Source organism: bacterium (assembly GCA_030019025.1).
Taxonomy (GTDB): Bacteria; Hydrothermota; Hydrothermia; order UBA1063; family UBA1063; genus UBA1063.
This window is the reverse complement of sequence record JASEFR010000012.1, coordinates 1-13,529: the sequence shown is the minus strand read 5'-3', so window position 1 is coordinate 13,529 and position 13,529 is coordinate 1. Positions and strand designations below refer to the sequence as shown.

Annotated in this window: 13 protein-coding genes; 7 read left to right on the top strand and 6 right to left on the bottom strand. The window is 40.3% G+C overall.

Going from position 1 to position 13,529, the window contains the following annotated elements; genetic code table 11:
* Nucleotides 1-143 precede the first annotated feature (143 nt).
* From QMD82_04315 to QMD82_04295, 5 genes are all read right to left on the bottom strand, one after another.
* Nucleotides 144-866: a radical SAM protein gene (locus QMD82_04315; GenBank protein MDI6851144.1), complete on the bottom strand. Its 723-nt coding sequence runs from the start codon at nt 864-866 to the stop codon at nt 144-146.
* Nucleotides 853-2,124: a TIGR04013 family B12-binding domain/radical SAM domain-containing protein gene (locus tag QMD82_04310; protein ID MDI6851143.1), complete on the bottom strand. Its 1,272-nt coding sequence runs from the start codon at nt 2,122-2,124 to the stop codon at nt 853-855. Before QMD82_04310 ends, QMD82_04315 begins: the two co-directional genes overlap by 14 nt.
* A gap of 8 nt (nt 2,125-2,132) precedes the next feature.
* Entirely contained in the window at nt 2,133-3,269 is a 1,137-nt protein-coding gene (locus tag QMD82_04305; protein ID MDI6851142.1) for a hypothetical protein, read from the bottom strand.
* 121 nt (nt 3,270-3,390) lie between these two features.
* Nucleotides 3,391-4,656, bottom strand: a complete 1,266-nt coding sequence (locus QMD82_04300; GenBank protein ID MDI6851141.1) for an ABC transporter permease — start codon at nt 4,654-4,656, stop codon at nt 3,391-3,393.
* The gene (locus QMD82_04295) at nt 4,653-5,372 is read right to left on the bottom strand and encodes an ABC transporter ATP-binding protein (protein ID MDI6851140.1); all 720 of its coding nucleotides are present in this window, start codon (nt 5,370-5,372) and stop codon (nt 4,653-4,655) included. Before QMD82_04295 ends, QMD82_04300 begins: the two co-directional genes overlap by 4 nt.
* 273 nt (nt 5,373-5,645) lie before the next feature.
* On the opposite strand from QMD82_04295, the gene QMD82_04290 reads away from it, so the two are divergent.
* The 7 genes from QMD82_04290 to QMD82_04260 all read left to right on the top strand — a co-directional run bounded on the left by QMD82_04290 (nt 5,646) and on the right by QMD82_04260 (nt 12,316).
* Nucleotides 5,646-6,689, top strand: coding sequence for a glycosyltransferase (locus QMD82_04290; protein ID MDI6851139.1), 1,044 nt, complete (start codon nt 5,646-5,648; stop codon nt 6,687-6,689).
* A gap of 247 nt (nt 6,690-6,936) precedes the next feature.
* Nucleotides 6,937-7,893, top strand: coding sequence for an NAD-dependent epimerase/dehydratase family protein (locus tag QMD82_04285; protein MDI6851138.1), 957 nt, complete (start codon nt 6,937-6,939; stop codon nt 7,891-7,893).
* A gap of 11 nt (nt 7,894-7,904) precedes the next feature.
* On the top strand, nt 7,905-8,201 hold the full coding sequence (locus QMD82_04280; GenBank protein ID MDI6851137.1) for a hypothetical protein: 297 nt from the start codon (nt 7,905-7,907) through the stop codon (nt 8,199-8,201).
* A complete protein-coding gene (locus QMD82_04275) occupies nt 8,189-9,082 on the top strand; it encodes a glycosyltransferase family 2 protein (protein MDI6851136.1) in 894 nt (297 codons plus the stop codon). The genes QMD82_04280 and QMD82_04275 overlap by 13 nt, the downstream gene beginning before the upstream one ends.
* 3 nt (nt 9,083-9,085) lie before the next feature.
* A complete protein-coding gene (locus QMD82_04270) occupies nt 9,086-10,324 on the top strand; it encodes a glycosyltransferase family 4 protein (protein ID MDI6851135.1) in 1,239 nt (412 codons plus the stop codon).
* Nucleotides 10,321-11,598: an O-antigen ligase family protein gene (locus QMD82_04265; GenBank protein MDI6851134.1), complete on the top strand. Its 1,278-nt coding sequence runs from the start codon at nt 10,321-10,323 to the stop codon at nt 11,596-11,598. The genes QMD82_04270 and QMD82_04265 overlap by 4 nt, the downstream gene beginning before the upstream one ends.
* Complete coding sequence (locus QMD82_04260) at nt 11,543-12,316, top strand: WecB/TagA/CpsF family glycosyltransferase (GenBank protein MDI6851133.1); 774 nt, start codon at nt 11,543-11,545, stop codon at nt 12,314-12,316. The genes QMD82_04265 and QMD82_04260 overlap by 56 nt, the downstream gene beginning before the upstream one ends.
* Before the next feature lie 65 nt (nt 12,317-12,381).
* Here the strand turns inward: QMD82_04260 and QMD82_04255 are convergent.
* Nucleotides 12,382-13,529 (bottom strand): glycosyltransferase (locus tag QMD82_04255; protein ID MDI6851132.1); only part of this gene is annotated, 1,148 nt, incomplete at its 5' end.

Sequence of the window (13,529 nt, the reverse complement as noted above, 5' to 3'; positions counted from 1 at the left end):
CCTTAATTTAAAGCCATTTTGGGTGTTTAAACAAATGAAATTGCTTAATTTTTGAAAATTTGTGAGGTGAAAAGCAGAGTGCAGGGAACGTCCACGTTATTGTAATACCTGCTGGTGGTGGGAATGGTTAGAGGAAACTGTGATTACCCTACTACCTCCACCGGCAGGCCGATTTTCTTTAACCTTTGGACTAAAAATTCTATATTTTTAATCTTTAACAACTTGTATTTTTTAAATACCCAATCCGCGTAATGATAATTGAGCTTGTCAATTATTATATAATCTACAATGTCTCTTATTAATTCCGGGAGTTTTTCGGCTCCCGGCAAGACCGGCGCTATCATCACGTAGGTTCTTACCCCATTCTCGTGGAGGGTTTTCAAGGCGTTAAGCCTTGAAGAGATGGAAGGTGCATGAGGCTCAAAGATTTTCCTCATTTCCTCATCGGCAGTTCCGATGGAAAAGCCCACATCTATGTGTTTGAATTTCTTTATTATATCAATGTCTCTTAAAACCAGCGGCGATTTTGTCTGTATAAACACAGGCCAGTCGTATTTTGAGAGGATTTCAAGGCACCTACGTGTTAACTGGTATTTTTTCTCCAATGGCTGGTAGGGGTCGCAGACACCACTTATCCAGATTTCACCTTTTTTCTTCATTTTTATTTCATTTTCCAAAAGTTCGGAGGCATTAATCTTCACATCCACAAATTCTCCCCATTTTTCTTTGTGCCCGGTAAACTTTTTCATAAATCGGGCATAGCAGTAGGTGCAAGCGTGTTCACAACCGATGTAAGGGTTGAGCACCCAGTCGTATACCTTTGACTTGGTTAGTATGTTCTTTGCCCTTATTTCACGAATTACCATATTCTGAAATTTTAAGGCCGAGTTTCTCCTGCTCTCGCCAGTCACCAAAGACCCGCCCTTTTGAAGAATAGTAATTCAGAAAATCTTTTAACTTGGGTGAGAGTTTTGAGGGTTTGTACTTGCTGAAGGGCGTTCCGGTGAGGGGCAGGAAGGTGTGGGCATGGATCACAGCCCCCATCTCTATAAGCTTTTTCATAACTTCCATTGACTTAAACTGGTCTTCCTCTTCTTCAAAGGGGAGTCCAAAGAGAAAATCAACCTTTGGTGTAAGCCCCATTTCTATGGTGTATCTGACTGCCCTTATCCCATCCTCCACCGTGTGCTTTCGGTGAATGAGGTTTAGAATCCTGTCGCTTCCGCTCTGCATTCCAATTATTATGTTGTTATTGTTCGTGTATTTTTTAAGTATTGATAAACTTCTTGGTGTTACATGCTCGGGCCTCACTTCTGAAGGGAAAGTCCCCGCAAAAATTTTTCCTTCATCTTTCAATATCCCCCTTATGCCCGATAGGAGTTCTTCAATTATTTCAAGATTGGGTGAATCGCCGTTTGAAGCTCCGTAGTTAAAGAAACTCGGTGTGATAAATCGGACGTCCTTCATCCCCCTGCTTTTCATCAGTTTAACATATTCCCAGACCAGTTCTTTACTTCTGTGCCGGAGTTTTGCCCCAAATATTCTTGGCGTTTGACAGTAGTAGCAACCATACATACATCCCCGGGTAATTTCAATGGGTCCGAATTTGGCATGTTTTAGCGAGAAAGGAAAGTATAAATCGAGGTTGATAGTGGTTCTTGCCCCTGTAAAGTGTGGTTTGCCGTTTTCAAGATAGTAAATCCCCTTTACTTCTTTAAAGTCTTTTTCTTTTAAAAACTTTTTGAGGATTTCTTTGAAGGTTTCTTCTCCCTCTCCCTTTACTACGACATCAAACCCTATCTTGAGTGTACCCTCCGGGTCGCCGGAGGGATGGGGACCACCTGCAATTAGGAAGGTGTTTTTAGCAGTTCTTTTTATTGATTTTACAAGTTCTATTATGTCCCAGAGTTCTGTAGTAAAAAAGGAAATGCCAAGGATTACTTTTTTGTAAGCGTCTTGAATTTCGTTTAGGCCGCTCAAAAGATCCCGAGTATTATCGAAGAGAAATGTATTGATGGTTTTGAGTTCTTCGTCCTGTTCTATGGCACCAAGAAGGGCGTTTATACTGTATCTATGTTTTCTGGAGTAATAAAAGACAAGAGCAAGCTTTTTACTATCCTGCATTAACTGATTTATTTCATCTCGTAGTAGTAAATTTTGCCTCCGTCTCCCTGAGCACAAAAATATTTTCCATTGGCGGAAAGTCTTATTACTCCGTTTGCGCTACCGTCCTGATCGGCGGTAAAAAGAATTTGGCCATCTCTACTGAATATGTAGACATTACCCCAGTCGCCCATGGCACCGAGCAAACTTCCATCACCACTAACATCAACAGAAAAAACCCTGCCTGATACAGAATCGTTTTCCCAAAGTAGATCGGACGTTGGCAAAAGCGTATAGAGTTTGACCTTTCCCACAAGGGCAAGAAACAAAAGAGAATCGTTCTCGGGTATCGCCATATCCATAACTCCGTAGTAATCGTTTGTCGTTTCCAGATGAAGTGTGTTTCCGGTTAAATCTATCACTTTGCCTCCCCCCAGCCCACCCCAGAAAAGCAGGTTGTCGGTGGGAGAAAATTTAATAAAATCCGCAGCGATATCATTATCAGGTACTTGTAGTAAAAGATTCCCTGAAAGGTCGTAAAGATAGACGTCTCCCATATCCCTTGCAACGTAACTCCCGTTTTTGCTGATAGTAACGTAATTTGATGAACTTCCGTATTGGTCACCTGCTTTACACCATACCAATTGTCCTTCTCGGGTGAACAGGGAAAGAGGGTTACCGAGTACAAAGTAAAAGCCGTCTCCTGATATATCCGCAGGTCCCCCGAATGTGTAGGTTGAATTATTGTAGGTGAAACTCTCGCCGTTAAAGATCACTTCCCCCGTTTTGTTCAGTATTTTTGTGGTATATTCACATGCCAAAAGGATGTAGTTTCCATCATCGGTGATTTTTGCTCCACAACTTATCCAGTCCTGCACCTCCTCAGGACCCTCATAGGTATCTATCCAAACTTTTGGTATAGTATATTCCCAGATTTTGCTTCCGTTTGTTCCACTGAAGCCGGCTACTTTGTAGTTGGTTTCGTCATAACCTGCAAACCACGACCCATCCTTTGCCATGTCCAGTAGCTTATATCCTGTAATGGTAAATTTCAAGGTCGCATTTTCGGGAATTATATTGTTGTCATTTTCTTTTGCGCAGCTGAGGATGAGAATCAGAGCAGGCACTGCTACGAACATCACGTATCTTATTTTTGTGAAATTCATTATTCCTCCTTATGCTTTAATTATACACTTTAATTATACACTTGAATTTGTGCAATAAAGATTTAAGTTTTAGAAGTTGGGAAGGGACGAAAAAAATACTCTCCTAAGTTTGCGTGCGGTTCTATCTCCTTCTCCTTAGGCTAATTGTTGCAGTAAGGAGAAGGTCTGTGGAGAAAAGTTTAATGATGATGAAAATAAGAAGGATGTTTAGCAAAGTGAGGTAGCCAATTCCAAGAAAGACCTCCTTCATATACCCAAGCATGTAGAATCGGTAAAAGTAAAATGGGTGGGTAAAGGGTATGAGATATAAGAGGGTTTTTGCTGTGGGGCTTAGCTCCATGATGTCAACGGTGAAACTCAGAAAGTAAGGAATAAAAAGTAAGATCATAACAGGTGTAATGGCCAATTGGGCAGAGCGAGTATCTTCAACAAAGAGGGAAATAATGGTAGTCATCAGAAGTCCTGTGAGAAGAGATAAAAATATACAGATACCAAAGAGAACTACGCCCTGAACAGGTAGGGTAAGGTCGTAATTTTTTGCAATTTTTGCAAGTTCGCTCAATGCTCCCCCCGTTCCCGTAAACATATAACCCTTCAATCCGTACATGTATGCGCCTGCAAAAATGCAGGAGATGATAATGGCAGAGATCATCTTGGCAAAGATGATCGATGCCCGGGAAACGGGGGTTGTTAAAAGGGTTTCAAGGGTTTTGTTTTCCTTTTCCTGTCCCATGGCCGTGGCAATCATCTGGGATGTAAGAATCAATAAGAGAAATAGAATGACTGGTATGAAAATGGATTGCTGAATCATGTGAGCGAAGATGGCATCCGCTGAAGCCTTTATTATTCTTCCCCTAATATATACGTATTCTTCGGTTGAGACGGGTTTTGTCAGGAACTCGGGATCCTGTCCCTTTGCTTTTTCAATAAGAAGTTCGCGGGATATGGATTCATTAAGACTTTTAATGATGCTGGAAAGTATAGTTTTTTGAATTCTTTCCCTCACTCCGAGGGATTTTGTGATTGAATAGACCTCAATTTTTGCTTTTTTCCCTGCTTCAATTTCCTTTGAAAATCCTTCGGGAACAACAACGATGTTTCTGATATCAGATTCATAGGCGTTTTTCATCCATTCTTCAGGGTAATTGCCTTCAATGGAAAAGACATTGAAAATACTCCGCAGGGTTGTCTCAATGGTCTTACTGTATCTGCCGTTATCCAGCATTACAAGGCCAATCTCTCTTTTTTCTTCCATTTTTTTACTTTCAGATTCTCCAATTTTTCCTATGAGCTGAAACAGAACGATGATTGTGATAAAGGATACGATAAGTTGTTTATTGATCAGTTCCCTCAATTCTTTGATAAGGAGTACTGCAAACTTTCTCATTTCACCGTCTCCACAAAGACTTCTTCCAGGTTCTTGACGCCATATTTCTTTTTAAGTTCTTCCGGTTCTCCTTGTTCTACGATTTTACCTTCATGAATAAAGGCGACTCTATCGCAGAGGTATTCAACTTCCAGCATGTTGTGGGACGAAAGGAGCACAGTTCTCCCTTCCTTCGCAAACTCTTTTATAATTTTTCTTATTTCGTGAGCATTGAGAACGTCTAAGCCCGATGTTGGTTCATCGAGGATAGCAAGCTTTGGTTCATGCATAAGGGCTCGAGCCAGTAGGAGTTTCCTTGTCATCCCTTTACTGTATGTAGAAACCTTTGAATATATCCTGTCGCCAAGATTAGCAATTTCTAAGGCACGGGGAACCATTTTGTCGGCTTCTTTTCTTTCATCAGCATAAAGTTCAGCCATGAGCTTCAGGTAATCGATCCCCCTCAGATTTCGGTAAGCACCAGCCTCTTCAGGTAAATAACTTATAAATTTCCTGATCTTGGAGGCGTCTTTCTGTACATCATACCCTAAAACTTTCACCTCGCCTCCCGACAAAGTCAGGAGGGTAGAAACAATTCTAAGGGTAGTAGTCTTACCGGCTCCGTTGGGACCGATTAACCCAAAAATCTCCCCCTCCTCGGCATAAAAGGAAATCCCTTTTAAAGCCTGCACCTTCCCATAGAATTTTTGAAGTGAATTTACTTCAAGAACGGGCATTTCCCCTCCATTTTATAAATATTTTAAAGCATCGGGTACATTTTCGGAATTTCTAAATATCGTTGTGTAAAGGTCTTTGTTTTATTAGCGTGCCATCCTCATTTTTGTTGCCAGCCTGACATTAAAAATTCAATAAGTTTAGCTTTTCATTGACTATAAAACGAGCAAGATGTATAATTTATACCATGTACTTTTCAAGAGTGCTTTTTAGTTTTGGGTTTGGTGCATTTTTAGTCGTTTTAGTTTGCAGTAAAGGCAGAAAATAGGTTAAGAATGAAGTTTTTTTTAGGCTGTGTAATCTCTTTTATTGTTGCCTTCTTGTTCAGTAAGCATTTTGCGACTTTTAAAGGTGTTGAAGACCTTCCGGGAAGCGGGCCACAGAAGGTCAACCCCGAGAATGCGTCAAGAATGGGTGGTGTGGCCATTATATTGGCATTGATTCTTTCAGCTTTAGTTGCAGGCTTCAAGGATTTGATTTTGCTTATTCTGACTTCTTTACCTGTTTTTTTTGTGGCCATATATGAGGATGCTTTCCAGAAAGTCAGGCCTTCAATAAGGTTGATTATTGCTTTCTTTTCGGCATTAATTTTTTCAATTGTTTTCGACATTTATATAACACATGTGGATATCCCATTATTTGATGCAATATTAAGCAATCCCCTGTTTGGCTTGATGTTCACCATGTTTGCTGTTGCAGGTATTACCAATTCTTTCAACATAATTGATGGGCTTCATGGCCTTGCAAGCGGTGTTGGCATTGTGGTTTTTGCATTTTATGCTTTAACCTCTTATCTTGTTGGGGATATGTTTGTTTTTGGGATTTCTGCCCTTACACTTTTTGCACTTCTTGGATTTTTCATCAGAAACTATCCATCCGGAAAAATTTTGCTTGGGGACAACGGGGCATACTTTCTGGGATTTCTCATTGCAACCACTTCAGTATTGCTTGTTTATAGAAATGATGGCATTTCTCCTTGGTTTCCACTCCTCTCCGTTGCTTACCCCTTTACGGAGACGGTCTTTTCCATTTATAGAAGGCGCTTTGCAAAGAGAAAAAATGCAATGGATGCGGACATCCTTCATATGCATTCATTGGTATTTAAAAGATACATACGAAATAATGCAAAGACCTCTCCCCTTTTCTGGGCAGGAACCTTTATCACCTGCCTCATAGCGTTATTCTTAAGGTCAAACACAAGGGCACTGATAGGACTGTACGTGGTGTACCTTGTGGTTTATGTGATAAGTTATCTGAGGATAGTGAGGTTCAGGAATAAGAGGGTTATTTTTTCCGGCAGTCGTGAAAAAACTCTTTAAAAACTGTTTTGTGTGAGAAAGGGAGAGCATTATTTATAACAATTTGGGAGACGTTTTCCGATTCGCCTGAGGCATATAGAAGTTTATCCCAAAAATCGAGCGGTTGGTGCGATGCAGAATTTTAAAGGTGTATGGAAAGCGATGATTTTATATTTAGGTTCTGTGCCAATTTTGCAATTTTTCAGCATTTATCTTTATAAAAAATGGCTAAGGCTTTATAATTTTGCAAAATAAAGGAGTTTAGAACATGAGAATACTCGTTACAGGAGCAGGGGGCTTCATAGGAAGCCATCTGGCACGGGAACTTAAAAGAAGGGGGCATTTCGTTAGAGTAGCAGACATTAAATGGGACCCCTACATACAGGAAAAATACTATGATGAAAAGCTCACAGTAGACCTCAGATTCTACGAGAATTGTCTTTTAGCGACCAGGGACATAGACTGGGTTTTCAATCTTGCTGCCAACATGGGCGGAATAGGGTTTATTACGCAGGTTGGGGCCGAAATTATGCATGATAACAGTCTAATAAATATAAACATGCTTGAAGCTTCTGTTAAGAATGGGGTAAAAAGGTTCTTCTTCTCATCCTCGGCCTGCGTATACCCCGAATTCAAGCAATTAAATGAAGAGGTAACACCTCTGAAAGAAGAGGACGCAATCCCGGCACAGCCTGATACCTTCTATGGTTGGGAAAAGCTTTATGCTGAGAAGTTATGCGAAGCTTATCACAAGGATTATGGGCTGGAAGTGAGAATTTCCAGATATCATAACATATATGGTCCTGAGGGTACCTATGAAGGTGGAAGGGAAAAGGCTCCGGCGGCACTGTGCAGGAAGGTTGCCCTTGCCAGCGACCCCGGTGAAATAGAGATATGGGGTGACGGTAAGCAAACCCGTTCTTTCTGCTATATTGATGACGCTGTGGAAGGAACAATAAGGCTTATGGAGTCAGATTTTGATAAACCATTAAATATTGGGTCTGATAGACTTGTTACCATAGACGAGCTTGCGGACATAATTATCAAAATATCAGGGAAGAAAATCACCAAAAAATATGACACATCAAAACCGCAGGGTGTGAGGGGAAGAAATGCGGACCTCACTCTTATGGAAAAGGTTCTTGGATGGAGACCAAAGGTTTCTTTAGAGGAGGGGCTTGAAAAGACCTATCGCTGGATTGAACAGATGGTAAAGAGCAAATAAAATGTAATTAAATGAGAGAAGATAAACCTGTTCTTGTGGTTCACCCCCAGGTGGGGGCAGTAGGTGGTTCGGAGTTTAGCCTTGCTGTTTTGCTTGAACTCCTCACAAATGACCTGAATGTTAAAACTGCTCTTTTAACTCACGAAATGTTTCCCGTATCTGAATTTAATAGAGTCTGGAGAACCGATATAAATTATGAGAATCTGGAAGTTATTAGTTTGAAATTTCCTCGGAGATTTGCCTCAACTTTTTCCTATCTCAAGGGTAGGAAAAAAATCAAGAAGAATTTTGGAAGATGGAAAGATTAGCAATTGTAGTGGCAACTAAGAACAGGCCCGTTGAGTTTGAGAGATTTCTGAAAAGTTTAAAGGCTCAGAGGTATGAAAATTTTACGTTAATCGTTGTAGAAAGCGGTGAGAGATTTGCGGAGGAAATCTTAAAAAAGGAAGCCCCGGATTTTCATTATGAATATATTTATTCAGAAATAAGCTCTTCTACTTACCAGAGAAATCTTGGAGTTGAGAGAGCAAAGGGAAAATACGAATTCATTGCATTTATGGATGACGATATAATCCTGTATGATGACAGCCTTGAAAATTTTTTTATGGTTGAAAAACACTATCCCGATGTCGCAGGCTTTTCTTTTACAATGGTGAATCATCCTTCTATGTTTATGGAAAAATGGAAAAGGAGATATGTGGTTAACAGGCTTGGTCTTTATTCACCTTTTCCTGGTGATGTTCCACCATCGGGTTTTCAAACTATGATTTTACCACCAAAGGAGCCTCTTTACACAAAGTGGTTGCCCACTGGCTGCACATTCTGGCGATCTTTTATATTTGATAAAGTGCAATTTGATGAATGGTTCAGGGGGTACGGATACCTTGAAGACCTGGATTTTAGTTATTCTGTATATAAAGAAGGTTATAAACTTCTGGTTCTTCCGGAATGCAAGTATGAACACCTTCCCGGTCAATCTGGCAGGGGCAATGGTTTTGAGTTCGGGAAAAGAGAGATATTTAACAGGTTGTACTTTGTAAAAAAACACAAAGAGCTGTCGGTTTACAGTGCGTATCTCGGTCTTTTTGTGAGAACTTTTATTTCTCTCCTAGATTTTATGAGGTATAGAAGAAAATATGATTTTATGAGGACCCTTGGTAACATCTATGGTATTTTGATGTCGAGGTGAAACATGAGGGTACTGATATCCGCTTATGCATGCAATAAAGGTGGGGATTTATCCCTTCATCCAGGAGAGGATTTGGTGGGATGGGAAATCGCTACAGGGGTTGCAAAGAATCATGAAGTCTGGGTGCTTACAGAAGCCTACAACAGGATAAAGCACGAATTCATTCCGCCCAACATGCATGTTGTATATGTGCGAATTCCTGGGCTTTTTGAGGTGCTTTACAGGATTGATTTCATGAGGAGAATCTATTACTATCTGTGGCAAATAAAGGCCTATCTTATTGCGCGAAAGTTGAACAAAAAATATAATTTTGACGTTGTACACCACTTAACCTTTGGCAACGACTGGATGCCAAGCTTTATTGGTGCTTTCCTTGGAAAACCCTTTTTGTGGGGTCCCATCGGGGGTGGGCAAAAAACGCCACACCCTCTCAAAAAAGAGTATTCTATTGCCGGCAATTTTAAAGAGTTTGTTAGAGACTTTGCCCAGTTTATTGGACGCCACTTTTTAATATCAAGAAAGCTGACGGCTAAAAGGGCAAGAAAAATCCTTGTTTGTAATAAGGAGACGAAGGAATGTTTTCCTCCTGAGTTACATCATAAAATAGATTTTTTCCCGGTTAATGGACTTTCCTGGGAGGAGTTTCTTGTGCTTTCTCAAGGAAGAAAAGAGCCGGGTGCACCCTTTAGGGTGATGACAGCAGGGAGATTGCACCGACTCAAAGGATTTGGGATTGTTATTAAGGCTTTTGCTCGATTCTTAGAGAAAATTGGCGAAATGCAGTGTGAACTCGTCATTGTTGGTGATGGAGAAGAGAAGGAGAATCTCATAAAATTGACGAAAACTCTCGGAATAGAAAAGAGTGTAAAATTTGCGGGCTGGTTACCCAGAGAAAAACTTTTAGAAGAATATACAAGGGCGGATGTCTTTGTTTTTCTGAGTTTTAGGGACGGTGGTGGTGCAGTGGTAGTTGAGGCGATGGGTGCGGGTCTTCCCGTGGTGGCCCTGAAAAGTGGAGGTCCGGGTTTTCATATCAAGCCCGATTGGGGTTTTTTAATTGAACCTGCTGCCCCTTCGGTAGTCATTGAAAACACCGCAGAAATTCTGGAAAAACTTTATAAGGATGAAAAGTTGAGGATTTCCCTTGGGGAAAGGGCAAGGAAGAGGGTTGAGGAATATTACCTCTGGGACAGGCTTGCGGAGAGAATTGAAGGATATTACCGGGAAATTGTATCAGTATGAAAACCTTACTTTTCTTATGGTTGTTAATCTGGGGAGGCATATATACTGGGCTTTACAAGTGGCATGAAATTTATACAATATTTGACAGAATACATGCTTTGCGGGCATTTTTACCGATTTTTGGTTTGTTTCTTGGTATTTTATATTATTTTAAGCTAAGTAATACCAATTATAGCAATAACAAAGCCGAGTACAATCGGGCTGGACCATTTTTGCTTCTTTTTCTGTATGGCCTTTTTGGGCTTGTTTTTTTCTTCCTCTCGCCCTCACCATTAGAAGCACTTTACTGGGCTTCGGTTTACATAGCACCATTTTCCGTTATTTACGCTTTATTTGAATCAAAAGATGCTTACACCGGTCTTAAAAAGATTTTTGAAGTAAATTTTTACCTGATGGTATTTTTCTCTCTTGTCATTTTCTTTGGACCAATTAAAGATATCCTTTTGGGAGCTCCCAATAGAAGGTTGTATGAGCTTCCTTTTTCTCTTGGTACGCAAACGGCCAATGGTGTAGGCAGATTTGGAATAGTTGCGGCTATCGTATCACTTACCAGGGTCTGGCGAAAAGGGATCAAAAGAGGAATTTTGTATCTTTTCATTTTTCTGATTTCCATAACCAATGTGGTATATTCTGAATCCCGCTCTGCACTTTACGGTGGCATAATTGCTCTTGCTTTTGTAGGATTTCTTGCCGGTGCCTTTTATGGATTAAAGTGGAAGCTGCTTTTTACCCTTCCACCTGTTTTCTATCTTTTCTATCTTTCGGCTTTTAAGTGGAGGGCAGGGGGTGAGTTAGAAGGCCTTTTTGATCTTTCGGGAAGAGAGTATACATGGCGTAAGACTATAGAAGTTGCGTTGTCAAATCCGCTGACAGGGTTCGGTTTTCATGCAGACAGACTCCTCTTAGAAGGAGAACACATGCATAATGCTTTTCTTCATGCCTTTATCCAAAGTGGTATTTTTGGTTTTCTCTTATTTACAAGTTCTTTTCTGCTCACCTTGCTCTTAATAGGACGGGTTATTCTTAAGTATCAAAAGCAGTTTCGTGGTACTAAAAAGGTTGATAATACCTTCCTTGAGGCTGTTGGTGTTCTTGTTTTTTTAATGGCAAGGGCTTTTGTGGAGTCTACTTCAGCCTTTTACGGTATTGATTTACTACTTTTTTTACCCGCTTTAGCCATTGTTCAGAACTATAAACTTTTCATGGAGGAGCAAAAAAATGAGTCTCAGAAAGGAGCAAGTTCTGGGAATAGAAGTGGTTACAGAAGATTTTAATACGATTTTTAGAGAACTTGTCAATGCTATGGGAAGTGGCATTGAAAATTTGCCCATCGTTATGGCCTGTGCCAATCCTCATGCCCTTGTCTCAGCCTCTGAATTACCTGAATTTTACAATGCTTTAAGAAGTTTTCAAATTATTGTGCCCGATGGTATTGGTGTGGTAATTGCATCAAGGCTTCGCAGAGGGGAAATTAGAAAAAGATTACCGGGACCTGATTTCTTTGAAAATTTTTGCAGATATCTGGAGGGAGCGGGAATTTCTTATAACCATTTCTTTCTCGGAAGCACAGAAGAGACGCTGGAAAAAATTGTGGAGAGGTTTGGTAAAGAATTTCCACGGCAAAAGATTGCTGGCACTTATTCACCTCCCTTTGTGAAGGGGCTGTATTTTGGAGAAGAGGAAAATAGAAAAATTTTACAGGCTATTGAATCTGCAAGGCCCGATATAGTGTGGGTTGGACTTACCGCACCTAAGCAGGAGCTCTGGATTTACCAGAATCTTGACCATCTTAAAAAATTAAGCGTGAAGTTTGCAGGTGCTATTGGTGCTGCCTTTGACTGGTTTGCTGGTGTTAAAAAGAGGAGTCCAAAGATTTTCAGAGCAATTGGCCTTGAGTGGCTCCCGAGGCTTGTTCTGGAGCCCAGGAGATTGTGGAAAAGGGTGTTTGTGTCCGGACCGAAGTTCTTTTATCTGTATTTTAGGGAAAAATAAGCATCTCAAAATTAAAATAGAATGCGGGAAAGATATTTTTAAGCAAAATGGAATTATGGTGCATTTCAACTTTTTAATTTTTCCGTAACGGCGTTTAGTAGCTCTGCGAATTGTCTTGCCATTTCGAGATGGGAGTATTTTGATATTTTCTCTTCATTACCTTTGTATGGTACATATCCGTAAGTCTTGTAATCATTATAAAATTCTAACAATGCTTTTTTCAACTCTTCATGGTTTGGCGGATGTACACCAGCTCCAGTTTCCTCAAGCAGTTCGGTAACAACGCCTCGTGGTCCCCCCACAGCCAAAATGGGCCGTCTCGCTGCAAGGTATTCAAATAATTTGCCCGTGTATACTCCTACCTCTTCAGGATGGTTCCACATTAAAAGAAGTAAGATTTGTGATTCCCTTTGCTTATCTAAGGCGGTGTCTCTTGGAACTTTCGGGTTCAGTAAAACCACGTCTTCAAGATGGTACTTCTTAATTTTGTTTTCAATCCAGTAATATTCTGTAACTCCATAGAAACGAATTTTTACAAGATGCTTATCGAGCTTTCCTTCATTTAAAAGTTCAGATATTGCTTTAAAAAGAGATTCAGGATCCCTTTTACCTTTGTAAAGATATCCGGTGTAAGTAATGGTGAATTCCTTCGTTAATGGTTTTTTCTTAACATCATCAGGGTCGTATCCGTTCGTTATTGTATATACAGGCTTTTCCTTATGAAGTGTTCTGAGTTGTTGCGCTAATGGTTCTGACACTGTTACCAGTGCGTCAGCTAACCTTAATGTCTTTAACTCGAGACTTCTTTCGATTAAGCGTCTTATTGGACTGAAGCGATAATAATGATTTTGAGTCCAGAGGTCTCGAAAGTCGGCAATCCAGGGAATTTTGAAATTCCTTTTAAGTGTTTTAGCGATTAAGTGGCATGTAAATGGATCTGCAGTGCTAATTATTGCATCAAAGGGCTCAGTACTTAAAAGCCTGCTTCCAGCTTCCACAGCATAAGGATACCATCTTCGCTGAGCATCGGGATATTCTAAAACTTCTGCTAAGGCTCTTTTAGTTATTTCAATGAATTTCGCAAGAAGAATAAATTTTTCATTGTAATATATTTTCTTGAGAAAGTGAACTTGTTCTTCAACTGGTGCTTCTGGCTGTGCGCCGAGTTTTCGTTTAAAGCAGGTTGTAACATCTCCAGGGTAAGGAGTTTGTA

Coding starts and splice junctions, on each gene's coding strand:
- QMD82_04315 (MDI6851144.1), bottom strand. CDS start 866: ATGGTAATTCGTGAAATAAGGGCAAAGAACATACTAACCAAGTCAAAG.
- QMD82_04310 (MDI6851143.1), bottom strand. CDS start 2,124: ATGCAGGATAGTAAAAAGCTTGCTCTTGTCTTTTATTACTCCAGAAAA.
- QMD82_04305 (MDI6851142.1), bottom strand. CDS start 3,269: ATGAATTTCACAAAAATAAGATACGTGATGTTCGTAGCAGTGCCTGCT.
- QMD82_04300 (MDI6851141.1), bottom strand. CDS start 4,656: ATGAGAAAGTTTGCAGTACTCCTTATCAAAGAATTGAGGGAACTGATC.
- QMD82_04295 (MDI6851140.1), bottom strand. CDS start 5,372: ATGCCCGTTCTTGAAGTAAATTCACTTCAAAAATTCTATGGGAAGGTG.
- QMD82_04290 (MDI6851139.1), top strand. CDS start 5,646: ATGAAGTTTTTTTTAGGCTGTGTAATCTCTTTTATTGTTGCCTTCTTG.
- QMD82_04285 (MDI6851138.1), top strand. CDS start 6,937: ATGAGAATACTCGTTACAGGAGCAGGGGGCTTCATAGGAAGCCATCTG.
- QMD82_04280 (MDI6851137.1), top strand. CDS start 7,905: ATGAGAGAAGATAAACCTGTTCTTGTGGTTCACCCCCAGGTGGGGGCA.
- QMD82_04275 (MDI6851136.1), top strand. CDS start 8,189: ATGGAAAGATTAGCAATTGTAGTGGCAACTAAGAACAGGCCCGTTGAG.
- QMD82_04270 (MDI6851135.1), top strand. CDS start 9,086: ATGAGGGTACTGATATCCGCTTATGCATGCAATAAAGGTGGGGATTTA.
- QMD82_04265 (MDI6851134.1), top strand. CDS start 10,321: ATGAAAACCTTACTTTTCTTATGGTTGTTAATCTGGGGAGGCATATAT.
- QMD82_04260 (MDI6851133.1), top strand. CDS start 11,543: ATGAGTCTCAGAAAGGAGCAAGTTCTGGGAATAGAAGTGGTTACAGAA.